Source organism: Prauserella flavalba, from assembly GCF_003202235.1.
Lineage (GTDB): Bacteria > Actinomycetota > Actinomycetes > Mycobacteriales > Pseudonocardiaceae > Prauserella_A > Prauserella_A flavalba.
In genome coordinates this window covers 268,150-292,433 of record NZ_MASU01000007.1, presented here as the reverse complement: position 1 = coordinate 292,433, position 24,284 = coordinate 268,150, and the positions used below count along the sequence as shown (strand labels likewise).

At 73.1% G+C, this 24,284-nt stretch carries 24 protein-coding genes; 13 read left to right on the top strand and 11 right to left on the bottom strand.

Going from position 1 to position 24,284, the window contains the following annotated elements:
* The first annotated feature begins 5 nt into the window (after positions 1-5).
* Positions 6-887 (top strand): crotonase/enoyl-CoA hydratase family protein, encoded by an 882-nt coding sequence (locus BA062_RS19895; RefSeq protein ID WP_110338869.1) that lies wholly within the window; start codon positions 6-8, stop codon positions 885-887.
* A gap of 5 nt (positions 888-892) precedes the next feature.
* Here BA062_RS19895 and BA062_RS19890 read toward each other — a convergent pair whose 3' ends face one another.
* Together BA062_RS19890 and BA062_RS19885 are read right to left on the bottom strand one after the other, a co-directional pair.
* Positions 893-1,657: an SDR family NAD(P)-dependent oxidoreductase gene (locus BA062_RS19890; RefSeq protein ID WP_245959910.1), complete on the bottom strand. Its 765-nt coding sequence runs from the start codon at positions 1,655-1,657 to the stop codon at positions 893-895.
* Positions 1,654-2,490 carry a crotonase/enoyl-CoA hydratase family protein gene (locus BA062_RS19885; protein WP_245959909.1) on the bottom strand — a complete coding sequence of 279 codons (837 nt, stop codon included), beginning with the start codon at positions 2,488-2,490 and terminating at the stop codon, positions 1,654-1,656. The genes BA062_RS19890 and BA062_RS19885 overlap by 4 nt, the downstream gene beginning before the upstream one ends.
* A gap of 100 nt (positions 2,491-2,590) precedes the next feature.
* On the opposite strand from BA062_RS19885, the gene BA062_RS19880 reads away from it, so the two are divergent.
* From BA062_RS19880 to BA062_RS19870, 3 genes are all read left to right on the top strand, one after another.
* Positions 2,591-3,868, top strand: coding sequence for an acyl-CoA dehydrogenase family protein (locus BA062_RS19880; RefSeq protein WP_110338865.1), 1,278 nt, complete (start codon positions 2,591-2,593; stop codon positions 3,866-3,868).
* Entirely contained in the window at positions 3,868-5,211 is a 1,344-nt protein-coding gene (locus BA062_RS19875; RefSeq protein WP_110338863.1) for a phosphotransferase family protein, read from the top strand. Before BA062_RS19880 ends, BA062_RS19875 begins: the two co-directional genes overlap by 1 nt.
* A 72-nt stretch (positions 5,212-5,283) precedes the next feature.
* Entirely contained in the window at positions 5,284-5,691 is a 408-nt protein-coding gene (locus BA062_RS19870; RefSeq protein WP_110338862.1) for a ChaB family protein, read from the top strand.
* A gap of 143 nt (positions 5,692-5,834) precedes the next feature.
* Here BA062_RS19870 and BA062_RS19865 read toward each other — a convergent pair whose 3' ends face one another.
* The 5 genes from BA062_RS19865 to BA062_RS19845 form a co-directional block, all read right to left on the bottom strand.
* On the bottom strand, positions 5,835-6,935 hold the full coding sequence (locus BA062_RS19865; protein WP_110338859.1) for an FUSC family protein: 1,101 nt from the start codon (positions 6,933-6,935) through the stop codon (positions 5,835-5,837).
* Positions 6,936-6,979: 44 nt separating this feature from the next.
* Entirely contained in the window at positions 6,980-7,984 is a 1,005-nt protein-coding gene (gene ligD / locus BA062_RS19860) for a non-homologous end-joining DNA ligase (protein ID WP_110338857.1), read from the bottom strand.
* A complete protein-coding gene (locus tag BA062_RS19855; protein WP_110338855.1) occupies positions 7,981-9,060 on the bottom strand; it encodes an ATP-dependent DNA ligase in 1,080 nt (359 codons plus the stop codon). The genes ligD and BA062_RS19855 overlap by 4 nt, the downstream gene beginning before the upstream one ends.
* A gap of 128 nt (positions 9,061-9,188) precedes the next feature.
* Positions 9,189-10,145: a sigma-70 family RNA polymerase sigma factor gene (locus BA062_RS19850; RefSeq protein ID WP_110338853.1), complete on the bottom strand. Its 957-nt coding sequence runs from the start codon at positions 10,143-10,145 to the stop codon at positions 9,189-9,191.
* Between the two features lie 56 nt (positions 10,146-10,201).
* Positions 10,202-11,197, bottom strand: a complete 996-nt coding sequence (locus BA062_RS19845) for a GlxA family transcriptional regulator (protein WP_110338851.1) — start codon at positions 11,195-11,197, stop codon at positions 10,202-10,204.
* Between the two features lie 44 nt (positions 11,198-11,241).
* Between BA062_RS19845 and BA062_RS19840 the strand changes: the two genes are divergently transcribed.
* Positions 11,242-12,009: an NAD(P)H-dependent oxidoreductase gene (locus tag BA062_RS19840; RefSeq protein WP_110338849.1), complete on the top strand. Its 768-nt coding sequence runs from the start codon at positions 11,242-11,244 to the stop codon at positions 12,007-12,009.
* A gap of 77 nt (positions 12,010-12,086) precedes the next feature.
* Complete coding sequence (polX, locus tag BA062_RS19835; RefSeq protein ID WP_110338847.1) at positions 12,087-13,817, top strand: DNA polymerase/3'-5' exonuclease PolX; 1,731 nt, start codon at positions 12,087-12,089, stop codon at positions 13,815-13,817.
* Here polX and BA062_RS19830 read toward each other — a convergent pair.
* Positions 13,797-14,222, bottom strand: a complete 426-nt coding sequence (locus BA062_RS19830) for a MarR family winged helix-turn-helix transcriptional regulator (protein WP_110338845.1) — start codon at positions 14,220-14,222, stop codon at positions 13,797-13,799. The two genes, polX and BA062_RS19830, sit on opposite strands and share 21 nt — an antisense overlap.
* A gap of 101 nt (positions 14,223-14,323) precedes the next feature.
* Between BA062_RS19830 and BA062_RS19825 the strand changes: the two genes are divergently transcribed.
* The 4 genes from BA062_RS19825 to BA062_RS19810 all read left to right on the top strand — a co-directional run bounded on the left by BA062_RS19825 (position 14,324) and on the right by BA062_RS19810 (position 18,246).
* Positions 14,324-15,232, top strand: coding sequence for an SDR family NAD(P)-dependent oxidoreductase (locus BA062_RS19825; RefSeq protein WP_110338843.1), 909 nt, complete (start codon positions 14,324-14,326; stop codon positions 15,230-15,232).
* A gap of 14 nt (positions 15,233-15,246) precedes the next feature.
* Positions 15,247-16,119, top strand: coding sequence for an amidohydrolase family protein (locus BA062_RS19820; RefSeq protein ID WP_110338841.1), 873 nt, complete (start codon positions 15,247-15,249; stop codon positions 16,117-16,119).
* A complete protein-coding gene (locus BA062_RS19815; RefSeq protein ID WP_110338839.1) occupies positions 16,116-16,580 on the top strand; it encodes a MaoC family dehydratase in 465 nt (154 codons plus the stop codon). The genes BA062_RS19820 and BA062_RS19815 overlap by 4 nt, the downstream gene beginning before the upstream one ends.
* 115 nt (positions 16,581-16,695) lie before the next feature.
* Positions 16,696-18,246 carry an AMP-binding protein gene (locus BA062_RS19810; protein ID WP_110338837.1) on the top strand — a complete coding sequence of 517 codons (1,551 nt, stop codon included), beginning with the start codon at positions 16,696-16,698 and terminating at the stop codon, positions 18,244-18,246.
* 6 nt (positions 18,247-18,252) lie between these two features.
* On the opposite strand, the gene BA062_RS19805 is transcribed toward BA062_RS19810, so the two are convergent.
* Together BA062_RS19805 and BA062_RS19800 are read right to left on the bottom strand one after the other, a co-directional pair.
* A complete protein-coding gene (locus BA062_RS19805; protein WP_110339092.1) occupies positions 18,253-19,005 on the bottom strand; it encodes a maleylpyruvate isomerase family mycothiol-dependent enzyme in 753 nt (250 codons plus the stop codon).
* 37 nt (positions 19,006-19,042) lie between these two features.
* Positions 19,043-19,984 carry an AraC family transcriptional regulator gene (locus BA062_RS19800; RefSeq protein ID WP_110338835.1) on the bottom strand — a complete coding sequence of 314 codons (942 nt, stop codon included), beginning with the start codon at positions 19,982-19,984 and terminating at the stop codon, positions 19,043-19,045.
* Positions 19,985-20,072: 88 nt separating this feature from the next.
* On the opposite strand from BA062_RS19800, the gene BA062_RS19795 reads away from it, so the two are divergent.
* The gene (locus BA062_RS19795; RefSeq protein ID WP_110338833.1) at positions 20,073-21,170 is read left to right on the top strand and encodes an MBL fold metallo-hydrolase; all 1,098 of its coding nucleotides are present in this window, start codon (positions 20,073-20,075) and stop codon (positions 21,168-21,170) included.
* A gap of 64 nt (positions 21,171-21,234) precedes the next feature.
* Positions 21,235-22,371 (top strand): CapA family protein, encoded by a 1,137-nt coding sequence (locus tag BA062_RS19790; RefSeq protein WP_110338831.1) that lies wholly within the window; start codon positions 21,235-21,237, stop codon positions 22,369-22,371.
* Here the strand turns inward: BA062_RS19790 and BA062_RS19785 are convergent.
* Positions 22,325-23,254, bottom strand: a complete 930-nt coding sequence (locus tag BA062_RS19785) for a LysR substrate-binding domain-containing protein (RefSeq protein WP_110338829.1) — start codon at positions 23,252-23,254, stop codon at positions 22,325-22,327. The two genes, BA062_RS19790 and BA062_RS19785, sit on opposite strands and share 47 nt — an antisense overlap.
* A gap of 71 nt (positions 23,255-23,325) precedes the next feature.
* Here BA062_RS19785 and BA062_RS19780 point away from each other — a divergent pair, with 71 nt between their 5' ends.
* On the top strand, positions 23,326-24,273 hold the full coding sequence (locus BA062_RS19780; protein ID WP_110338827.1) for a threonine ammonia-lyase: 948 nt from the start codon (positions 23,326-23,328) through the stop codon (positions 24,271-24,273).
* The last annotated feature ends 11 nt before the right edge of the window (positions 24,274-24,284 follow it).

Here is a 24,284-nt window from a genome sequence, read left to right as displayed (position 1 = left end):
CCGCGTTGACCTACCGCGAGATCGACTACGACGTCACCGACGGCATCGCTACCGTGACCTTGAACCGGCCCGAGCGGCTCAACGCCTACACGATCACGATGGCGCGGGAGCTGATCGACGCCTTCGACCGCATCGACGCCGACGACGGCGTGCGCGTGGTCCTCGTCACCGGCGCGGGCCGCGGCTTCTGCGCCGGGGCCGACCTCGGCCGGGGCGCGGACACGTTCAACGCGGGAAAGAAGGACCACGACGTCCGAGAGCTCCTCGGCGAGATCGACGGCGTGCCACGGGATTCCGGCGGTGCCGTGTCACTGAGGATCGCCGCGAGCCGCAAACCGGTGATCGCCGCGGTCAACGGTCCCGCCGTGGGCGTCGGGGTGACCATGACGCTGCCGATGGACGTCCGGATCGCCGCGGAGTCCGCGCGTTTCGGGTTCGTCTTCACCCGCCGCGGCATCGTGCCCGAGGCCGCGTCGACGTGGTTCCTGCCCCGGATCGTCGGCATCTCGCAGGCGATGGAGTGGGTGGCGACGGGCCGCGTGTTCGACGCGGAGGAGGCGAAGGCGGGCGGGCTCGTCTCGCGCGTCGTCCCCGACGCCGACCTGCTGACCGAGGCGCGCAGGCTCGCGGCGGAGATCGCCGACAACACCTCCGCCGTGTCGGTGGCGGTGGCCAGGCAGCTGCTGTGGGGCATGCTCGGCTCCCCGACGCCGTGGGAGGCGCACCGCCACGACTCCCGCGCGCTGTACGAGCTCGGTGCCGCGGCCGACGCCGCCGAGGGCGTGACGGCGTTCCTAGAGAAGCGCAAGCCCGATTTTCCCTTGCGGGTCAGCGAGGACTGTCCGTCCACAGCGCCTCGCTGGCCCGCGAGGCCCGAGGAGTACTGACGCGCTCAGAAGGCGAGGTACCCACCGTCGACGGTGATGCTGTCGGCGGTGTGGAACGCGCTCGCCGGGCTCGCCAGGTACACGGCCAGGGAGCCGAAGTCGCCGGGACGGCCCCAGCGCCCGACCGGCATGCGCGGCAGCACCCGCCGCTGGAAGCCCTCCGACCGCAGTGCGGGGTCGGCCAGTGGCGTGCTGACCCAGCCGGGGAGGATGCTGTTGGCCCTGATGCCGTGCCGGGCCAGCTCCACCGCGATGCCGTTGACCATCGAGATCAGCCCGCCCTTCGCCCCGGCGTAGGCGTGCCCGCGCGGCTGACCCTGCCTGGCAGCCACGCTCGACGTGGCGACCAGGCTGCCGCCCTCGCCCTGAGCGACGAGCACCCGCGCCGCGGCGCGCAGCGTCAGGAACGCGCCGTCGAGGTCGACGCGCGTCACCCGCCGGAACTCGCTCAGCTCCGTGTCGACCAGCTTCGCCGGCACGCCGGTGACACCCGCGTTGACGAAGCACGAGTCCAGCCGTCCGAAGTGGCCGGTGACCCGCCGCATGGCCGCGTCCGCCTGCTCCTCGTCGCCGACGTCGCAGGGCACCGCGAGCACGTCGCCGCCGTGGCGGCCCAGCCGTTCGGCCGCCTCCGCGTTGCGCTCGGTGTTGGTGCCCCAGACACACACGCCCGCCCCGGCCGCCGCGAGCGCGTCGGCCATCGCGAGCCCGATGCCGGAGTTGCCGCCGGTGACCAGCGCGACGTGCCCGGTGAGGTCGAAGGGATTCACGCGCGCGCCTGCTCGCCGGAGTCGGTGAACACCGGCGCCCGTTCCTCCAGGTTCCCCCGCACCGCCTCCACCTGGTTGGGGCTGCCGATCAGCGCGCCGATCTCGCGCTGCTCGGCGGCGAAGCCGTCGGCCAGCTCCGTCCGGCCCGCGAGGTCGAGCAACCGCTTGGCTCCCCGGATCGCGTCCGGGTTCTTCCCTGCGATCTCCGCGGCCAGCTCGAGCGCGACCTTCCTCGGGTCGTCGGCGACCTTCGTCGCCAGCCCGATCCGCGCGGCCTCCTCGCCGGTCACGATCCGGCCCGTGAACGTCAGCTCCTTGGCGACGTCGCGGCCCACCAGCTCCGGCAGCAGCTGCGAGCCGGTCATGTCGGGGACGAGTCCCCAGCGGATCTCCATCACCGAGAGCCGCGCATCCGGGGCCACCACGCGGATATCGGCGCCGAGGGCGATCTGCAGGCCGCCGCCGAACGCCACGCCGTGCACCGCGGCGATCACGGGCACCGGCAGCTCGGCCCAGACGTACGCGGCGCGCTGTCCCGTCGCCCGCGCGGGACCGGTGTAGGGATGCTCGTCGTGATGCGCCAGGCGGACCGGTTCGTCGACGGCCATGGCCTGGAACGAGCTCATGTCCAGCCCGGCGCAGAACGCGCGGCCGTTGCCCGACACCACGACCGCGCGCACGCCGGCGTCGCGCCGCAGCCGCTCGCCCGTGGTGATGAGCGCCGACGCCATCGCGGGATCGAGCGCGTTCAGCTTCGCCTCCCGGTCGAGCCGCACGTCGGCGACTCCTTCGGTGACGGTGCAGCTCACGCGCTGCTCGGCCGGATCGGTCACGGTGCCCTCCAGAACGTCGCTGTGCCAAGGCTTTCGCTCGTAGTCTGGCCCCGCTCCGGTCGCGAGGGCAAGACGTGTCAATTCAGTAAAGGGAGCGTGCATGGACTTCGAACTGCCCGCCGGCCTCCGTGAACGGCTGTCGGCATTGGACGATTTCATCGAGGCCGAGATCCGCCCGCTGCAGGAGCAGGACGACAACGAACGGTTCTTCGACCACCGCAGGGAGTTCTCGCGCACCGACTTCGAGAACGGCGGCACGCCGCGCCCGGAATGGGAGGCGCTGCTGGACGAGATGTTCGACCGCGCCGACCGCGCGGGCTGGCTGCGCTACGGGCTGCCGGAAGAGGCGGGCGGCAGCGGCGGCTCGAACCTCGACATGGCGGTGATCCGCGAGCACCTCGCCGCGAAGGGCCTCGGCCTGCACAACGACCTGCAGAACGAATCGTCGGTCGTGGGCAACTTCCCGTTCGTGCACATGTTCCTGGAGTTCGGTACGCGCGAACAGCGCGAGGAGTTCGTGGAGGGAATGCTCACCCGCACCCGGCGGGTCGCGTTCGGACTGACCGAACCGGACCACGGGAGCGACGCCACGTGGCTGGAGACCACGGCCGTCGCCGACGGCGGCGACTGGATCCTCAACGGACGCAAGCGGTTCAACTCCGGACTGCATTCGGCGACCCACGACGTGATCTTCGCCCGCACCTCCGGCGACCCCGGCGACGCCAGGGGGATCACCGCGTTCATCGTGCCCACTGACGCCGAGGGCTTCTCCGTGGACTTCCACTGGTGGACGTTCAACATGCCCACCGACCACGCCGAGGTGACCCTGCGCGACGTGCGGGTGCCCGGCTCGGCCGTGTTCGGCGAGGTCGGCGCAGGGCTCGCGCTCGCCCAGCATTTCGTGCACGAGAACCGCATCCGCCAGGCCGCGTCCGGGGTCGGCGTCGCGCAGTACTGCATCGACCGCAGCGTCGCCTACGCCCGCGAGCGCGTCGCGTTCGGCAGCCCGCTCGCGACCCGGCAGGCGATCCAGTGGCCGCTCGTGGAGCTGCACACCGAGGCCGAGCTGGTTCGCACCCTCGTCCGCAAGACCGCGTGGGAGCTCGACCGCACCGAGCAGCTGCTGCTCAGCGACAAGGTCTCGATGTGCAACTACCGCGCCAACCGGCTCGCGTGCGACGCCGCCGACCGGGCCATGCAGGTGCACGGCGGCCTGGGCTACACGAGGCACACGCCGTTCGAGCATCTCTACCGGCACCACCGGCGGTACCGCATCACGGAGGGCTCCGAGGAGATCCAGCTGCGCAAGGTCGCCGGGTACCTCTTCGGCTTCGCCGGCCCGCACAGGCAGCGTCCACACGCGACCGGTGAGCGGTGATGGACGCGGAACGGCTCGGCGCCCGGCTCGGTGAGCTATGGGCGACCCCGGTCGAGATCGCGGGGCCGCGCCGGCTCAGCGGCGGCGCCAGCAAGCAGACGTGGGTGTTCGAGGCCCGGCCTCGCGGCGGCACGCCGGTGCGACTCGTGCTGCGCTGCGACCCGCCGGGCCGGGCCAGGCCGGGCGAGCTGGCGCTGGAGGCCGCGGTGCTGCGGGCCGCCGCCGCGGCCGGGGTGCCGGTGCCCGCGCTCGTCGACCACTGCCCGGACGGGGGTGTGCTGGGCGTACCCTACGTGCTCACGGAGTTCCTCGACGGCGAGACCATCCCCAGGCGCCTGCTGCGCGAACCCCGGTACGCGGCGGCGAGGGCGGGGCTGGCGAAGGAACTGGGACACGTGCTGGCGCGGCTGCACCGCGTGCCCGTGGCCGACGTGCCCGGGCTGCCCGCCTTCGACCCGCTGGAGTGGCTCGCCGCGCGCTACGACGAGACCGGCGAACCGCTGCCCGCCGTCGAGATCGCGCTGCGCTGGCTGCGCGAGAACCGGCCCGCCTCCTCGGGTGCTGCCCTGGTGCACGGGGACTTCCGCAACGGCAACCTCATCGTCGGCGAGGACGGGCTACGGGCCGTGCTCGACTGGGAACTGGTGCACCGCGGCGACCCGCTCGAGGACCTCGGCTGGCTCTGCGTCAAGGCGTGGCGCTTCGGCACCGCGCCGCCGGTGGGCGGATTCGGGGAACGGGAGGAGCTGTTCGACGGCTACGCCGAGATCGCGGGGCGGCGCCCCGATCCGGAGGCCGTGCGCTGGTGGGAGGTCTACGGCACCGCGAAGTGGGCCGTGCTCTGCCGCGTCCAGGCCGAACGGCACCTGAGCGGGCAGACCCGCTCGGTGGAGCTCGCGGCCGTGGGCAGGCGGGTGTGCGAGCAGGAGCACGACCTGCTGCTCGCGCTCGGCGCCGGTCCCGGCGAGGTCCCCGGAGAGGTCGCGGGCCCGGCATCCGATCTGCACGGCAGGCCCACGGCCGGGGAACTGGTCACCGCGGTCGCCGAGTTCCTGCGCTCGGAGGTGGTTCCCGGCACCGAGGGCAGGCTGAGCTTCCACTCCAGGGTCGCCGCCAACGTGCTCGGCATCGTGTCGCGTCAGCTGCGCCTCGGCGACGAGCAGGAGCGGCGGCACGCCCAGCGCCTCGCCGCGCTCGGCGTGGGCAGCACGGGGGAGCTCGCGGCCGCGCTGCGGGACGGGACGCTCGACCCCGCGGATCCCGCGGTGCTGGCCGCCGTCCGCGCCGACGTCACCGACCGGCTCGCCGTCGCCGATCCGCGCTACTTCGGTCACCCGGCGTAACCCGGCCGGGGCGATCGCACGTTTGGCCCGGATCTCCGCGGCAAACCTCCTGTCAGAGGCAAGGAGGCTGCGATGCCTGGACGTGAGGAAGTCCCGAGTACGGTCCGCCGCTCTCCGGACAAGGCGGAGCGAACCTGGGTCAAGGCACACGACTCCGCCGTGGAGAGCTACGGCGAGGGCAGGCGCGCGCACCAGACCGCGTACGCCGCGCTCAAGCACTCCTACGAGAAGGTCGGCGACCGCTGGGAGCCCAAGCAGCACCAGGGCCCTTCCGACGCGCAGGCCGAGGGCGGCGCGGGGCAGGACCCGAAGCCGACCGCCGGGGGAGTGGACACCTCCGCCAGCAAGGAGCACCTGTACCGCCGGGCCAGGGAACTCGGCATCAGCGGCCGCTCCAGGATGAGCAAACCGGAGCTCGTGCGCGCCCTCGAGAAGGCCAGCGAGCGCGAGACCGCGAAGGCCCGCGACAAGGGCAGGTGACCGCCGCAGGCCGCGGGCGCGCCGGGCAGCCGGCGCGCCCGCGTTCCATGCTCACCTATCTGCCCCCAAGGCCACCTTTGTTGCGTTGAACGCAACAAAGGTGGCCTTGGGGGCCTTTCGCGGGGCCGATTCGGGCGGGCGCCTCAGCGGGCTTCGAGTTCGCGGAGGGCACGGCGGACGGGGATGAGCATGCCCACCAGGCCCATCGCCGGGCCGATCGGGGAGTCCGACGTCAGGTGCTCGTCCAGTTCGTCCAGCCGCTCCCTGCAGTCCTCCAGCGACTTCGTCAGGTCCTCCTCGGACGCCCCGGGGTCGCCGCGCAGCCGGACGGTCCGGGCGAGCGCGTCGAGCAGCCCGGCGAAGCGGTGCCGCTCGTCCTCGCCGGGACGACGGCTCGGCAGTTCCTCGTCCGCCATCGCCCGCAGCGCGTCGGCCAGCTGGCGGATGTAGGGCGCGAGGGAACGCAGCGTCGCCAACGGGAACCGGTACTGGTCGTCCGGCACCTTGACGCGCGAGGTGTGGGTGCGGATGTTGAGCCTGCGGCTCTCCTGCCCCCACTGCACGGCCTGCTCCGCCTGCACGACGAACCGTTCCACGTGCTCCGCCTCGCTGACCCAGTCCCGCGCGTGGTCGGCGACCTCGTCGCGGCGCAGCCCGTCGGCGATCCCGCCGAGCAGCTCAGCCAGCCGGTCGCCGAGCCGTTCAACGGCCTCCCGCGCGCCGCTCGCGTAGACCGGCGGGAACAGCACCGCGTTGACGAACGTGCCCACCGCCACGCCGAGCGCGCTCTCCAGCAACCGGTCCAGCAGCAGTACCGGGCTCGCCGACGTGCCGAACGTGATGATCACCAGCGCGGTGATGCCCACCCACGGACCCGCGGAGCCGAGCCGGTGCCACTGCCCGATGAGCAGCCCGGCGAGCGTGGCGACGCCGATGCTCGCGATGGTGGACGGGATCAGCAGGTTCGTCACCCCGGCGACCACGACCGCCCCCACGATCGCCGCGAGCTGCTGGGCCGCGTAGCGCACGGACCGGTAGACGGTCGCCTCGACGACGAACACCGCCGTGTACGGGGCGAGGAACGGTTGCGGCAGGGACAGCACCTCGGCCGCGACGACCCACGAGACCACCGCCGCGATCGCGGCCTTGACGCTCTGCACGAACGCCCCGCGCTCGGGGCCGTTGTATCGCGCGGCCCGGGTCAGCCAGGCCGCCGGCGCGCTCAGGGACTGCCGGATGCGCACCCGACACTGCTACCCGGGCACGCCGACGGCAAACCCGGACCGGCTCAGGTGCGCTTCGCCCTGCTCGGCGCCACCCTCGGCGGCTCCCCTGGCTGCTTCGGGTACACCGGGGGCCACGGCGCGTCCATCAGGCCCGACGCCAGGTCGCGGCGCGACCACTCCAGCAGCGGCTCCAGCGACTGCGGCCGCTCGCTCATGCCTGCCCACGGGTCGCCGCGCTCGGCGACGCGAGCTGGCACGGTCGCGATCGTCAGCTCGGCCGGGTCGATGTCCGCCAGCTCGTCCCAGCCGATCGGCGTGGACACCTGTGCGCCCGCCCTCGGCCGCACACACCACGCCCCGAACACCGTCTTGTGCGGGGCGTTCTGGTTGAAGTCGACGAACACGCGGGCGCCGCGCTCCTCCTTCCACCACTGCGCGGTGACGAGGGCCGGGTGACGCCGTTCCAGCTCGCGCGCGAGCGCGACCGCGGCGGCCCGCACCTCGTAGCTGTCCCAGCGCGGTTCCAGCGCCACGTAGAGGTGCAGCCCGCGCGAGCCCGTGGTCTTCAGGTGCGGCTCGATGCCGAGCGTGCCGAGCAGTTCCCTCGTCAGCACCGCGGCCTCGCGCACCTGGTCGAACGTCACGCCGGGGGAGGGGTCCAGGTCGATGCGCAGCTCGTCGGTCACCTCGGGCCGGTCGGCGTGGTAGGGCCAGACGTGGAACCCGAGGCAGCCCAGGTTCACCGCCCACAGGACGTGCGCGAGGTCGGCCGCCACCAGCGCGTCGCTCGTGGTGCCGTTCGGGGTGGACACCACGGTGGTGCGCAGCCAGTCCGGCACTGACTTCGGCACCCGTTTCTGGAACCACGACTTGCCGCCCGCTCCCTGCGGGTAGCGCTCCATCAGCAGCGGCCTGCCGCCGAGCGTGGCCAGCAGCGGGCCCGCCACCGCCTGGTAGTAGCGCACCAGGTCCAGTTTCGTCTCGCCACGCTCGGCGAAGAACACCTTGTCCGGACTGGACACCGTCACCTCAGTGCCGTCGACGTCGAGCGTCACCGCCTCGCTCACCGGCCCGCCACCTCCTCGAACAGGGTCGCCAGCTCCGCGGGCGGCACCTCCTCCAGCTGGGCGTAGGTGCACGACTCCGGTGTGCGGTCCGGCCGGAACCGCACGAGCCTGCCGCCGTGGCGGAAGCGGCCCGCCTGCAGATGCTCGTAGCGCACCTCGGCGACCAGTTCGGTGCGCAGCGGCTCCCACGACAGGTCCTTGCCCGCGCTCCACCGGCTCAGCCCGCCCGGCATGCGCCCACCCGCCTCGGCGTGCGCGGCCGCCCACTCGCGCCAGGGGTGGTCGGCGAGCGCGTTCTCGCGCAGGGGCTCCAGCTCGGTGACGAGCTCCGTGCGCCGCGCCACGGAGAACCCGCTCGCGACGCCCACGTGGTGCAGCGTGCCCTCGTCGTCGAAAAGGCCGAGCAGCAGCGAGCCCACGCCCTTGCCGTCCTTGTGCCAGCGGAAGCCCGCCACCACGCAGTCGGCCGTGCGCTCGTGCTTGACCTTCCACATCACGCGGCGGTCCTGTTCGTAGGCCACGTCGGTCGACTTGACCATCACGCCGTCGAAACCCGCGCCCTCGAAGCGGGTGAACCAGTCCCTCGCCACGTCCGGGTCGGCGGTCAGCGGCGTGAGGTGCACGCGGCCCTGCGCGGTGTCGAGGATGTCCTCCAGCAGCCGCCGCCGCTCGGCGAACGGCTCGCCCGTGAGGTCCCGGTCACCGAGCGCGAGCAGGTCGAACGCCACGAAGCTCGCCGGGGTCTCCCCTGCGAGCTTGCGCACCCGCGACGCCGCGGGGTGCAGGCGCAGCTGCAGCGCGTCGAAGTCCAGCCCCGCCTCGGTGACGATCACGATCTCGCCGTCCACGACGCAGCGGGGCGGCAGCGCCTCGGCGAGTAGCCCGGCCAGCTCGGGGAAGTACCGGGTCAGCGGCCGGTCGTTGCGCGAGCCCAGCTCCACCTCGGCGCCGTCGCGGAACACGATGCAGCGGAAACCGTCCCACTTCGGCTCGTAGACCAGCCCCGGCCCGGTCGGCAGCTCGCGCACGAGTGTCGCGAGCATCGGCTTGACGGGCGGCCGCACGGGAAGATCCACGCCCCGATCCTATGACCTGCGGCGACCCCGGGCACGCGCTTTCGAGGGTAGCCAACTGCAGTGAAGGCCACCTTCCCTGCGTTCAACGCAGTGAAGGTGGCCTTCACTGCAGTCAGGCCGGGCAGGGGTCAGCTGGCCCAGGCGAGCAGGGGCTCGTGGTGCTCGGGGTCGCGCAGGCGCGCGAGCGCGCGCTCCTCCAGCGTGCGCACGCGCTTGCGGGTCAGCCCCAGCCTGCGTGCGATGTCGGGCACCGTGTGCTGGTTGCCGTCGGTGAGGCCGTACCGCAGCGACACCACCGTGGCCTCGGCCGGCTCCAGCGTGTCGAGCGCGGCGTTGAGGTCGGCGACCATCAGCTCGTGCTCCAGCGCGTCGCCCACCTCGGGCACGGAGCCCGCGGTCACCAGGTCGCCGAGGTGCAGCTCGCCGTCCTCGTCGAGCGGCACGTCCAGGCTGACCGTCGACTGCCCGGCCTGGCGCAGGGCGACCACCTTCTCCACCGGCATCCCGGCGGCCTCGGCAAGCTCCTCCACCGTCGGGCTCCCCTGCCCGCTCCCCTCCAGCGAGCGCGCCAGCCGGTCGAGCTTGGCGACCTGCTCGGCGGTGTGCATGGGCAGCCGGATCGTGTTGCTGTGGAAGGCGTTGCCCTTCTGGATCGCCTGCCGGATCCACCACATCGCGTAGGTGGAGAACTTGAACCCCTTGGCGTAGTCGAACTTCTCCACCGCGTGCAGCAGGCCCAGGTTGCCCTCCTGCACGGCGTCGAGCAGCGGCAGGTTGGTGTTGCGGCTCTTGCGCGCGGCGGTCACCACCAGGCGCAGGTTCGCGCGGATCATGTGGTCCTTGGCGAGCTCCCCGTCGTGCGCGACGGCCGCGAGGTCACGCCGGTCGGCGGGCAGGGCACGGCGGCCGGCGTCGGCCTGCCGGATCAGCTCGGCGGCGTACACGCCTGCCTCGATGCGCTTGGCGAGCTCGACCTCCTCGGTCGCCGTCAACAGCGGCGTGGCACCGATCTCGTCGAGGTAGACTCGGACCAGGTCGGTGTCGTCGCGGGTGCTGCGGCGGCGCGTCGTAGTGGCGTTGGCCAATCGTTGTCACCTCTCTCCGCTGCTGACAACGCTTTTCAGGCCGCGGGAATTCCATGTCAGCCGACGCCGCGAAACGTCGTGCGGTAAGCAGTCGGTGACACTCCGAGAGCGGCGTGCAGGTGCTGGCGTAGCGAGGCCGCGGTGCCGAACCCGGAATCCTCCGCGACGCGGTCGACGGGCAGGTCCGTCTCCTCCAATAGCTGCCGCGCGCGCGAGATCCGCTGTTGCGTCAGCCACTGTCCCGGCGAGAGGCCCACCTCCTCGCGGAAGCGGCGGGTGAACGTCCGCACGCTCAGCGACTCCTGTTCGGCGAGCTCCCGCAGCGTCAGCGGACGGTGCAGCCGCTGCAGCGCCCATGCCCTCGCCGCGCCGGTGGAGGAGACGTGCGGTTCGGCGACGGGCCTCGGCACGTACTGAGCCTGCCCGCCGTCGCGGTGCGGCGGCACGACCGTGCGCCGGGCCACGTCGTTGGCGACGGCGGCGCCGTGGTCGCGGCGGATCAGGTGCAGGCACAGGTCGATGCCGGACGCTTCGCCCGCCGACGTCAGGATGTCGCCGGAGTCGGTGTAGAGCACGTCCGGGTTCAGCTCCACGCGCGGGTACAGGCGGCGGAACTGCTCGGCCGACTGCCAGTGCGTGGTGGCCGTGCGCCCGTCGAGAAGGCCGGCCGCGGCCAGCACGAACGCGCCCGTGCAGATCGACGCGATCCGGGTGCCCGGCCGGATGCGGGCGAGCGCCGCAGCCAGCGCGTCTCCGAGCCTGCCCTCGGTCTCCGTCTCGTCCGGCTCGTGGGTCGCGGGCAGTACCACGGTGCCCGCCCCGTCCAGCACCTCCGGCCCGTGCGCGACGTGGATGGGGAAGTCGGCGTCGGTGCGCACCAGCCCGGCTTCGAGCGCGCACGTGACCACCTCGTAGAGCGGTTCGCCGCGGGCCGAGCGCGCGGCCCCGAACAGCTGGTGCACCAGGCCCAGCTCCAGCGGCATCACGCCGTGCCGGACCAGCACGGCGACGCGGTGACGCGTCATGGCCCGATTCTTGCACATGTTGGCCATCGGGCCACTCGTCGCGACCGTCCCACCCGCCGACCATCGAGGACATGAACGTTTTGTGGGTTGTGGCTCATCCGGACCAGCGCTCGCTGACCGTCGCGCTCAAGGACGAGGGCGTGCGCGGGCTCACCGGCCTCGGCCACGAGGTATCCGTCTCCGACCTCTACGCCATGAAATGGGACCCGGTGGTGGGCGCGGGCGACTTCGGCGACGACACCGGCGAGCGGCTGCTCGTCGGGGAGGCCGCCCAGCGCGCCTACACCGGCGGGACGCTCAGCGCCGACATCGCCGCCGAGCAGGAGAAGCTGCGCTGGGCCGACGCGCTCGTCGTGCAGTTCCCCCTGTGGTGGATGGGCATGCCCGCCATCCTCAAGGGCTGGTTCGACCGGGTCTTCCTCAACGGCTTCGCCTTCGGCGTGAAGGACCCCGTGACCGGCCGGACCCTGCGCTACGGCGACGGCGGGCTGCGCGGCAAGCGGGCGCTGCTGGTCACCACGATCGGTGCGCGGGAGGCGTCGTTCGGCCCGCGCGGCATCCACGGCGAGCTGAACGACGTGCTGTTTCCCATCCAGCACGGCATCTTCTGGTACACGGGCATGGAGGTGCTGCCTCCGCTCGCCGTGTACGGCGCCGACCGCGCCACGCCCGCCGACTTCGCCGTCGCCGCCGAGCGCCTGCGGGCCAGGCTCGCCGGGCTGCCCACCGCAGAGCCGGTGCCGTTCCGCTATCAGGACGGCGGGGACTACGACGACGACCTCGTGCTGCGGCCGAGGTTCGCGCCCGGCCGGGGCGGCATCGGCGTTCACTACGCCTGAACCCCCGCCCGCCCGCGGTGAAGGTGGCCTTCACTGCGGGCGGGAACGCTGCGGACCGGGTCGGTAGGCTGGGGCGCATGGCTCGGCCGAACGACGAGGTCGAAGACCTGTTCCAGGAGTACGCCGACCTCCTCTCCATCACCGGCGGCGACGCGTTCAAGGTGCGTTCGTACGAGAAGGCCGCGCGCGCGATCGGCGGGCACCACGAGGACGTGTCGACGCTCGACGTGAAGGCGCTGCGGGCCATCCCCGGGGTCGGCAGGTCCATCGCCGACAAGGTCGCCGAGTACTTCGCCACCGGCAGCGTGCGCGCCGTCGAGGAGGTGAGGGCGAAGATCCCCGACGGCGTGCGCAGGCTCGTCGCCATCCCCACGCTCGGCCCGAAGAAGGCCGCCGCGCTCTACCACGACCTCGGGATCGCCTCGGTCGACGAGCTCGTCGCCGCGATCCACGCCGAGCGGCTGCGCGGGCTCAAGGGGTTCGGGCCGCGCACCGAGGAGAACATCCTGCGCGGCGTGGAGCTGCTGCGGCAGTCGGGCGGCCGGGTGCTGCTCGACGCCGCGCTCGCGGTCGCCGACGAGATCGTCGCCGTGCTCTCGGCCGTGCCGGGCTGCGAGCGGTGCGAGCACGCCGGGTCGCTGCGCCGGTTCCGGGAGACCATCGGCGACGTCGACATCCTCGCCGCCGCCGCCGACTCGGCGCCCCTGATGCGCGCGTTCCGGGAGCTGCCGCTGGTGGCCGAGGTGATCGTGGCGGGGGAGAAGAAGACCTCCATCCGCACCGCCGAGGGCCTGCAGGTCGACCTGCGCGTGGTGCCGCCGGGCGCCTGGGGCGCGGCACTGCAGTACTTCACCGGTTCGCAGGCGCACAACGTGCGCACCCGCGTGCTGGCTGTGCACGCCGGGCTCAAGCTCTCCGAGTACGGCCTCTTCGACGCCGCCTCCGGCGAGCTGATCGTGTCGGAGACCGAGGACGAGGTCTACGACCGGCTCGGCCTGCCGTGGATCCCGCCCACGCTGCGCGAGGACCGGGGCGAGATCGAGGCCGCCCAGCGCGGCGAGCTGCCGGAGCTGGTGACCGAGGCGCACCTGCTCGGCGACCTGCACACCCACACCGACCTCACCGACGGCGTCGCCTCGCTGGAGGACATGGTGCGGGCGGCAGCCGCGCGCGGCTACGCCTACTACGCGATCACCGACCACGCGCCGGACATGGCCATGCAGCGCATGTCGGACGAGAAGATCCTCGCCCAGCGCGAGCGGGTGCGGGAGCTCGACGGCACGGTCGCGGGGATGCGCCTGCTGCACGGCACCGAGCTGAACATCGGTCCCGACGGCGAGGTGGACTGGCCGGAGTCGTTCCTGCGCGGCTTCGACGTCTGCGTGGCCTCGATCCACTCCCACTTCACGCAGGACCGCGCGACGGTCACGCGGCGGCTGGTGCGGGCGGCCGAGAACCCGTGCGTGCACGTCATCGGCCACCCCACCACGCGCCTCATCGGCAGGCGCGGGCCCGTCGACGTCGACCTCGCCGAGGTGTTCCGGGCGTGCGCCCGCACCGGCACCGCGCTGGAGATCAACTCGGCGCCCGACCGGCTCGACCTGCGGGACGAGGACATCCTCCTCGCCAAGCGGTTCGGGGTGCGGTTCGCGATCAACAGCGACGCTCACGCGGTGCACCACCTCGGGTTCGTGCGCTACGGCGCCGGCACCGCGCAGCGCGGCTGGCTGACGAGGGACGACGTGATCAACACCTGGCCGCTGGAGCGGCTCCGGGCGTTCCTCGGCTCAGCGCAGGCGCAGCAGTAGCTCCTCCAGGGTGCGTTTCTCGGCCGCGTCGAGGTCCGCGAGCAGCTCGTCGTCCACGCCGCGGGCGAGCTTCCGTGTCTCCGCGAGCGTCCGGGCGCCCTCGTCGGTGACCACGACGAGGCGGGTGCGCCGGTCCTCCGGGTGCGGGTCGCGCCGCACGAGTCCCTCCCGCTGCAGGTCGTCGACGAGCGCGACCACCGCGCTCGGGTCGACCCCGAGCACCAACCCCAGCTCGCGCTGGGAGAGGCCGCCGTGCTCGGCCGAGGCCGACAGCACCGTGTAGTGCCTGCTCCGCAGGCCATACGGCTCCAACGCGCGGTTGAGGTTGCGGATCGCCCGGCCGCCCGCGCGCGCGAGCAGGTAGCCGACCCGGCCCGACGGGACGGGCGGAGGTTCCTGCGTCATCTCCTGCTCCCGATCAGTTGACAAAGACAACCGTTGACAACTGTAACGGTTGATGAGTACATCTTTATATCAGGAAACCTGACATCAAGGAGGCGTCAACGATGGACCTGACCGGGAAGGTCGCGATCGTGACCGGCAGTGGTCGCGGGCTCGGTCTCGCCTACGCCAAGGAGCTCGCCACGTCGGGCGCGCGCGTCGTGGTCAACGACGTGGACGCGGCGACCGCCGAGGCCGCCGTCAAGGAGATCACCGAGGCGGGCGGCACGGCCGTGGCCGAGGTCGCCGCCGTCGGCGGCACCGAGGCCGCCGAGGCGCTGGTGTCGCGCGCGGTCTCGGAGTTCGGCAGGCTGGACGTCCTCGTCACGAACGCGGGCGTGCTGCGGGACAAGGTGCTCTGGAAGATGTCGGACGACGACTTCGACACGGTGATCGACGTCCACCTGCGCGGCACCTTCACGTGCGCGCGGGCGGCCGTGCGGCGCATGCGCGAGCAGGGCGAGGGCGGGCGGCTGGTGCTCGTCGGCTCGCCCGCGGGCCAGCGCGGCAACTTCGGCCAGACCAACTACTCCGCCGCCAAGGCCGGCATCGCCGCGTTCGCCAGGACGTGGTCGATGGAACTCGCGCGCGCCGGGATCACCGTCAACGCGGTCATCCCCGTCGCCGCCACCGCCATGACCGAGACGATCCCCGCGCTCAAGGGCTACGTCGACGCGATGCGCGCCGGGGAGCCGATGCCGCGCTTCGCCCGGCAGGCGCTCGCCTTCGGCAGCCCTGAGGACGCCGCGGGGCTCGTCGCGTTCCTCGCCTCCGACGCGGCGAAGGACGTCACCGGCCAGTGCATCGGTATCGGCGGCGACCGGCTCTCGTTGTGGTCACATCCGCAGCAGGTGACCTCGGCCTACGCCGAGGGCGGCTGGAGCGCCGACGCGATCGCGCTGGCGTGGCCCACCACGGTCGGCGCCGAACCGCAGAGCGTCGGCGAGAAACTGCCCGAACCGCCCCAGGAGTGAGCAGGGTGAGCAGCATGGACCACACGAAACTCGACGCGATCGACGTCCACGTGCACGTGGAGACCGACGTGCACGGGCACCTCTCCCTGCCGGACGACTTCCTGGAGGCCTCGGCCAAGTACTTCTCGGCCGACCACCGGGCGCCGACCCTGCCGGAGATCGCCGCGCACTACCGCGAACGCAACCTCGGCGCCGTCGTCTTCACCGTCGACATCGAGGCCGCAACCGGCCACCCGCCGCTGTCGAACGAGGAGATCGCCCGTGCCGCGGCCGAGCACGCGGACGTGCTCATCCCGTTCGCGAGCGTCGACCCGGCGAAGGGCGCGGCGGGCGCGCGGCGGTTCCGCGAGCTGGTGACCGGGCACGGGATGCGCGGCATCAAGTTCCACCCCAGCCTCCAGGACTTCGCGCCCAACGACGGCAGCGCCCACCCGCTGCTGGAGGTGGCGCAGGAGCTCGGTGTGCCCGCGTTGTTCCATACAGGACAGACGGGCATCGGCGCCGGGATGCGCGGCGGGGGAGGGGTGAAGCTCGGGCTGTCGAACCCGATGCTGCTCGACGAGGTGGCCGTGGAGTTCCCCGACCTGACGATCATCATGGCCCACCCCTCGTTCCCGTGGCAGGACGAGGCGCTGGCCGTCGCCACGCACAAGCCGAATGTCTACATCGACCTGTCCGGCTGGTCGCCGAAGTACTTCCCGCCGCAGCTCGTCCGCTACGCCAACAGCCTGCTGCAGGACAAGGTGCTCTTCGGCTCCGACTACCCGCTCATCACGCCGGACCGGTGGCTGGCCGATTTCGGCAAGCTCGACATCAAGCCGCACGTGCGGCCCAAGATTCTCAAGGACAACGCCGTGCGCGCGCTCGGCCTGGAGGAGGCACCATGACCGCGAAGACTCTGCGGGTCACGTTCGACGAGGTCGCCAAGCTGGCGGGCACCGAGCTGGGCGTCAGCGACTGGATCGAGGTCGGCCAGGATCGGATCGACACGTTCGCCGACGCGACCGGCGACCACCAGTGGATCCACGTCGATCAGGAGAAGGCCAAGGACGGTCCGTTCGGCGGCACGATCGCGCACGGGTACCTCACTCTCTCCCTGATCATTCCACTGTGGACAGATCTGCTCGAGGTGGAGGGCGTGACCACGAAGGTCAACTACGGGCTCAACAAGGTCCGCTTCCCCTCGCCCGTGCGCGCGGGCTCGCGCGTGCGGCTCGCCGCGAAGCTCGCCGAGGTCGAGGAGGTGGCCGGCAACGGCCTGCAGCTGACCGTCGACGTCGTGGTGGAGATCGAGAACGGCGACAAGCCCGCGTGCGTGGCCCAGCCGGTGTTCCGCTTCTACGCCTGATCACCCCGCGAGTCGTGCGTCCCCGACCGCGAGTCGTGCGTTCCCGACCGCGAGTCGTGCGTTCCCGACCGCGAGTCGTGCGTTCCCGACAACCCCGGCTCGACGAGGAGTCACCTTGATCTACCGCAGTCCCCTTCCCGATGTGGAGATCCCCGGCGGCACGCTCACCGAGCTGGTGCTCGGCACGGCGGCGCGCCACGGCGGCAAGCCCGCTCTCGTCGACGGCGTGACGGGGGAGACGCTCACCTACGCCGAGCTGGCCGAGGGCGCCTCGGCGGGCGCGGGCGGGCTCGCCGCCCTCGGCGTGGGCCCCGGCGACGTGGTCGGCCTGCTCAGCCACAACCAGCCGCGCTACGCGCTCGCGGTGCACGCCGCGCTCGGCGCGGGCGCGGCGGTGACGCCGATGAACCCGGTGCTCACGGCAGGCGAGATCGGCAAGCAGCTGCGCGCCTCGCGCGCGAAGGTGCTCGTGACGGCGGAGGCCGTCGCGGACAAGGCCGCCGACGTCGCCCGAGAGCACGGCATCGAGCACGTCTACGTCCTCGGCGAGCACGACCGGGCCCGCCCCTTCGCGGAGCTGCTCGCCGCGGGCCACCCCGCACCGCGACCAGACCTCGATCCGGCGACGGCCGTGGCCGTGCTGCCGTTCTCCAGCGGCACCACCGGCGCGGCCAAGGGCGTGCGCCTGACCCACCGCAACCTGGTCGCGAACCTGGTGCAGACGCGGGCGGGCTGGCGGGTCGGGCCGGACGACGTACAGGCCGCCGTGCTGCCGTTCTTCCACATCTACGGCTTCACGATCATCCTGCACTCCGGGCTGCTCGGTGGCGCGACCGTGCTGACCCTGCCCCGGTTCGAGCCCGGCGCCTACCTGGCCGCGCTCGCCGAGCACCACGTCACCCGCGCCTACTTCGCGCCGCCGATGGTGCTGGCGCTGGCGAACGCGCCGGACGTGGAGCGCTACGACCTCTCCGCGCTGCGGTACGCGTTCTGCGGCGCCGCCCCGCTCGACGTGGAGGTCACCGAGCGCGCCGAGCGACGCCTCGGCTGCCGCATCCGCCAGGGCTACGGCATGACCGAGGCGAGCCCCGGCACCCACCAGGTGTACGACGACGCCTTCGCCACCACCCCGGCGGGCAGCGTCGGCAGGCTGTCGCCGAACACCGAGGCCCGGCTCGTGCACCCGGGCACCGACACCGACGTCGCACCCGGCGAGGACGGCGAGCTGCTGGTGCGGGGACCGCAGGTGATGCTCGGCTATCTCGACAACCCCGGGGCCACCGCGAGCACGATCACCGGCGGCTGGCTGCACACCGGCGACATCGCCCGGGTCGACGACCACGGCGTGTTCTGGATCGTCGACCGCCTCAAGGAGCTCATCAAGTACAAGGGCTACCAGGTGGCGCCGGCGGAACTGGAAGCCGTGCTGCTGAGCCATCCCGGCGTGCTCGACGCCGCTGTGATCGGCGTGCCGCACGCGGAGGGCGGCGAGGCGCCGAAGGCGTTCGTCGTGCCACGCCCCGGCGTGGAGGCCGGTGACGTGCTCGCGTGGGTCGCCGAGCGGGTCGCCCCGTACAAGAAGGTGCGCGCGCTCGAGTTCGTCGACAGCATCCCGAAGTCGCCGACGGGCAAGATCCTGCGCCGTGTGCTCAAGGAGCGCGGCTGAGGCTTCTCACCAGCGGATCGCGTGGATCTCCGGCCACCTCTGCACGACCGTCTCGTCGCCGGTGACCTCCAGTTCCCGCAGCGGCGCGCGGTTCCACAGCGAGAGGTACAGGCGTTCCGCAGGGCCGCGCACCGTGGTGTCGGCGTCGTCCCCGGACTCGTCGCGGGTCACCCCCGCGCGTTCGGTGCTGATGCGCACGGTCCAGTGGTCGCCGGTGTCGGTGGCGTGGACGTGCAGCGTGCGCGGCGGGTCGAGGCGCAGCCGCCGCGAGCGCGGGCCGAAGCAGGCGAGCAGCTCGTCGACGCCGTCCGCGGCCAGGCCCGCGTCCACCGGCGTGAGCGCGCCCGCCGCCGACTCCACGTCCACGCGGTGGACGGTCGTCTCGTGGGCCTGGCGGCGGGCCCAGTGCGCCAGCGGCGAGGCGGCCTTGAGGAAGGTCCAGCACTCCAGGTCCACCGGCGCCGCGCGCAACGCGGCGACGAGCGCGGCGTGCCCCTTCCGGAACCACGCCACCAGCTCCGCGTCGCCGGGCAGCTCGGCCACGATGTCCTCGGCGTTGGCGAGCGGGAGCGGCTCGGTGCGGCCGTTCGCGACGAACGTCGCCGCCCAGCGGTGCACGCCACCGGTGTGCCGCAGGACGTCCCGCACGCGCCAGCCGGGGCAGGGCGGCACCTCGGCGTCGAGGCCCGTGCGTTCCGCCGCGCCCGCCAGCCGGGTGCCCGCGTCGTCGAGCGCGCTGATCCACGAGGTCACGTCCATGATCGGCAGTATCCCACCGGGCACCGGCATTCCCGCCTCAGCCGACGGAGGTCACCGTGCTCTCGCGGTGCTCCTGCGGGCTGACGCCGCGGACCCGCTTGAACGCCGTGCTGAGCGCGAAGGCGCTGCCATAGCCCACGCGACGGGCCACCGCGTCGACGGTCGTGTCCGGCTCGCGCAGCAGGTCGGCGGCCAGCGCAAGCCGCCAGCCCGTCAGGTACGCCATGGGCGACTCGCCCACGAGCTCGGTGAAGCGCCGCGCGAGCACCGCCCGCGACACGCCCGTCTTCGCCGCGAGCGTGGCGACCGTCCACGGCAGCGCGGGGTTGTCGTGCAGCAACCGCAGCGCGTGGCCCACCACCGGGTCGCTGTGCGCGTGGTACCAGGAACTTCCCGCCGCGTCCGCGCGGGCGAGATGGGTCCGCAGCGCCGCGATCACGAGCAGGTCCAGCAGCCGGTCGAGCACCACGGTCTGCCCCGGTTCCTCCCTGCCGATCTCGGCCGCCAGCAGCGGGACCAGCGGCGACTCCCACTCCGCGTACGGCAGCACCAGCCGCTGCGGCAGCGCGGCGAGCAGCCGCCTGCTGATCGCCCCCGGCAGCTCGTAGGCGCCGACGAGCAGCGTCGTGTCACCCCCGGTGCCCCAGGTGCGCACGCCGAGCCGCAGCAGCTCGCACAGCTCCTCGCCGTCCGGTGTGGTGCAGCGCTGCCCAGGATGGACGATCACCGTCGGCTCGGTGGCCGGGTCGTCGGCGACCGTGTACGGCTCGGGCCCGCGCACCAGGGCGATGTCGTTCTCGCGGAGCCGCACGGGCTCGCCCTCGCCGGGCACGAGCCACGCCTCGCCCGTCGCCACCGCGACGAGGGTGAGCGGTGCCCGGTCCCGCACGTGGATCGACCACGGCGGGTCGAGCAGCGCCCTCAGCACGAAGGCGCCGTGCGCCCTCGGCCCGTCGAGCAGGCGGCCCAGCGCGTCCATGCCCTCAGACTAGAGGCGGAGAACCTCTCCGGAACACGTCGCACCGATCACGCGTTGATTCCGGCAGACTCGGGGAAGGGGCCGGCACATGGTGAGGATCGGAGCGGTGGTGGCCGCGGGACTGGGCACGCTCGTCACGGCGGGGACGGCGTTCGCGGCGCGAGGGGTGCTGCCCGCGCTCGGCGGCCGTCCGGTGCCGGAGTCGCTGCTGGACTCGCCGCAGTACCGCGACGGCGCTTTCCGCAACACCGCCCCGCCGCGCTGGCTGCCGCCCGGCAGCGGCAAGGCCGCACTGCGCGAGTTCCTCTTCGGCGGGCAGCGGCGGCACCCGGCCGGCACCGTCCCGCTCCTGGCCGCGGACGGCACCACGCCCCCGGACGGGCTGCACCTCACCTGGTTCGGCCACGCCTCGACGCTCGTCGAGCTCGACGGCGTGCGGGTGCTGCTCGACCCGGTGTGGAGCGACCGCGCGTCGCCGTCGCGGCTGCTCGGCCCGCGCCGGCTGCACCCGGTGCCGCGCCGGCTGGAGGAACTGCCGCGGCTCGACGCGATCGTGATCTCCCACGACCATTACGACCACCTCGACATGCCCACGGTCCGCAGGCTCACGGCCCTGCAGGACGCGCCGTTCGTCGTCCCGCTCGGCGTCGGGGCGCACCTGCGGCGCTGGCGGGTGCCCGAGTCGCGCATCGTGGAGCTCGACTGGGGCGGGCGGACCGAGGTGGCGGGCGTGCGCCTGACCGCGACGCCGGCCCAGCACTTCTCCGGGCGGGGCTTCAAGCGCAACAACACGCTGTGGGCGTCGTGGGTGATCGCCGGGCCCCGCCACCGGGTGTTCTACAGCGGCGACACCGGGTACTTCCCCGGGTTCGCCGACATCGGGCGCGAGCACGGCCCGTTCGACGCCACGCTCATCCAGATCGGCGCCTACGCGCCCAGCTGGCCCGACATCCACATGCTGCCCGAGGAAGGCGTTGCCGCCCATGTGGACGTGCGCGGCGGCCTGCTCGTGCCGGTGCACTGGGGCACGTTCAACCTGGCCCCGCACGGCTGGACCGACCCGGTGGACCGGGCGTGGAAGGAGGCCGAGGCACGGGGAGTGACGATGGCGATCCCGCGTCCCGGCGAGCGGATCGACGTCGCCGCCGTGTCGACGGCGGAGGCGTGGTGGCAGACGCTCGCGTGACCACATCCTGATCACTCCGGGTGACCGGGCAGGATGGCGGCGCCGTCCCCCGAAAGGCTGATCGATGATGCGTCGTGCCGCGTGTGCGGTACTGGGCGTGGCGCTCGTGGCAGGTGCCTGCAGCTCCCCGCCCGCCGAACAGGAGCCCGTCCCCTCATCGCCGAAGGCGAGCGCGCCGCCGTCGACGAGCGCGCGGCCGGACTCGTTCAGCGTGGTCGCCACCGGCGACGTGCTCATCCACCCGCCGCTGACCGACCACGCCGCGGCGGAGGCGGGCGGGGGAACCGACGACTTCGACTACGGGCCGCTCCTCGAGGGCGTCCGCCCGCTCGTGTCCGGCGCCGACCTCGCGTTGTGCCACCTGGAGGTGCCGCTCTCCCCGGACGGCGGCCCGTACAGCGGCTACCCGCGGTTCAGCGCGCCGCCCGAGCTGGCTGACGACCTCGCCGACGTCGGCTACGACGGCTGCTCCACCGCCTCCAACCACGTCCTCGACCAGGGTGAGGAGGGTGTCACGCACACGCTCGACGCGCTCGACGAGGCCGGGCTGCGGCACACCGGCTCCGCCCGCACCGAGCGGGAGGCCGCGACCCCGCTCGTCTACGACGTCGGCGGCGTCAAGGTCGGCCACGTCTCGTTCACGTTCGGCTTCAACGGCTTCGAGCTGCCCGGCGGCAAGCCGTGGCTGTCGAACCCGCTCGACGCCGACGCCGTGATCGAGGCCGCCCGCGCCACGCGTGAGGCCGGTGCCGAGGTGGTGCTCGCGAGCCTGCACTGGGGCGAGGAGTACGTCCACGACCCGACACCGGAGCAGCAGGCGCTGGCCGGGCGACTGCTCACCGACGGCTCCGTCGACCTGATCCTCGGCCACCACGCCCACGTCGTGCAGCCCATCGAGCGCATCGGCGACAACTGGGTCGCCTACGGCCACGGCAACTCGGTGGCCCGGCACGAGGAGCCGAGGGGCGTGTCCGAGGAGGGCATCGCGTCGCGGTTCGAGTTCACGCGCGAGGGCGGCGGCTGGCGGGTCACCTCCGCGGAGTACGTGCCGACGCTCCTGGAGCTGGGCCCGCCGATCCGGCTCACCGACCTCACCGCCGCGGCGCCGGACGCGCGCCGCACCGAGGCACTGGAGCGCACCGACGGGATCGTGCTCAGCCGGGGCGGCGCCGAGGACGGGCTGACCCGCCCCGGGCACTGACCCGCTCCACCAGCAGCCCCAGCAGGTGCTCGACGGCGGGCGAGGCGCCGCCCGCGCGCGTGGTCGCGTGCACCTCCCGCGCCAGCCGCGTCGGCCTGGCCACCTCGAGGAACGTCACGCCCTGGGTCGGCGCCGCCGCCAGCTCCGGCACCAGCGCGACACCGAAGTCCGCGGCCACGAGCGTGCGCATCGTGTCGAAGTTGTCCGTGCGGAAGCCGACCTTCGGCTCGAACCCGGCCGCCCGGCACGTCAGCTCCACCACCGCCTGGAAGCCCGCGACCGGCCGCGGAGCGATCCACCGGGCACCCGCGTAGTCGCGCAACCGCACCGGGCTCTCGTCGCCGGGCCGCAGGCTCGGCGGCACGGCGAGCAGCAGCCGCTCGCTGCGCAACGGCGTCTGCCGCAGCCCGCGCAGGTCCGGTTTGGGCAACTGGGCGTACTGGTGTGTCACGGCGAGGTCCACCTCACCCGCGCGTACGGCAGGCACGGCCTCCTCGGGCTCCAGCTCCACGAACGTCAGCTCCACGCCGGGATGGTGCCGCTGGAACGCGCCGAGCGCCGGGACGGTGAACCCGGCCGCCGTGCCGAACGCCGCCACCCGCAGCCTGCCGCCGCGCAACCCGGCCACCGACAGCAGGGCCTGTTCCGCACTGTCCAGTTCGGACAGCACCCGGTCGGCGTGCTCCGCCAGCACCCGGCCCGCCTCGGTCAACCGCACGCTGCGGGCACCCCGTTCGAGCAGCCGCACACCGGTCTGCCGCTCCAGCGCGGCGAGCTGCTGCGACGCCGCCGCGGCCGTGCGGCCGTCCCGCTGCGCCGCACCGGCGATGGAGCCGGTTCTCGCGACGTCGCGCAGCAGCCGGAGTCTGCGGGGGTCGAGCACAACGAAAGCTTACGCTCAGCCGTAGAAGCCCGCCCTGGTAGCGACTCTGCCACCGGGCGCAGGCTGAGCGCATGGCACATCGTCAGGTACGTACCCCGGTCCCGCAGGACGTCGAGCGCGCGTGGGAGATCGTGCGCGCGACGCTGCCGCCGACCCCGCTCGTGAGCCCGCCCGAGGGGCCTGCGCTCAAGCTGGAGACCATGCAGCCGACGGGCTCGTTCAAGGTGCGCGGCGCGCTCACCGCGCTCGCCGGCGTCGGCGAGGACGACCACGTGGTCACCGCATCGGCGGGCAACCACGGGCTCGGCGTCGCGTTCGCCGCGACCCGGCTGGGCAGGCGTGCGACCGTCGTGGTGCCCGGCAACGCCTCACCCGCCAAGGTCGCCGCTCTGCGGGCCTTCGACGTCGAGCTCGTGCGCACCGGCACCTCCTACGCCGACGCGGAGGCGCACGCACTGGAGCTCGCCGCCCGCGGAGCCCGGTACGTGTCGCCCTACAACGACCCCGACGTGATCGCGGGCCAGGGCACGCTCGGCCACGAGCTGGCCGAGCAGACCTCCGGCCCGCTCACGGTCGTCTGCGCCGTCGGCGGCGGCGGGCTCGCCTCCGGCATCGGGCTGTGGGCGGCCACCCGCGACGACGTCCGGCTCGTCGGCGTCGAGTCCGCGGCCGCGCCCTCGATGGCGGCGGCCGTGCGCGCGGGGCACCAGGTGCCGGTCGAGGTCGGCCCCACCCTCGCCGACGGCATCGCCGCGAACCTCGAACCCGGCTCCGTGACGATCGACCTCGTCGCCAAGCACGTCGACGAGCTGCTCACCGTCACCGAAGCGGAACTGCACGCGGCACTGCGGCACCTCGCGAGCGCGTACGGCCTCGTCGCCGAGGGCGCGGGCGCCGCCGCACTGGCCGCGGTGCTGGCCGGGAAGGTCCGCACGGAGAGTCCCGTCGTGGTGGTGGTGTCGGGCCGCAACATCGCGCTTCCCGTACTCGGGGAGGTGCTAACCTCCAGCCACTCGTAGGGGGAAACGGG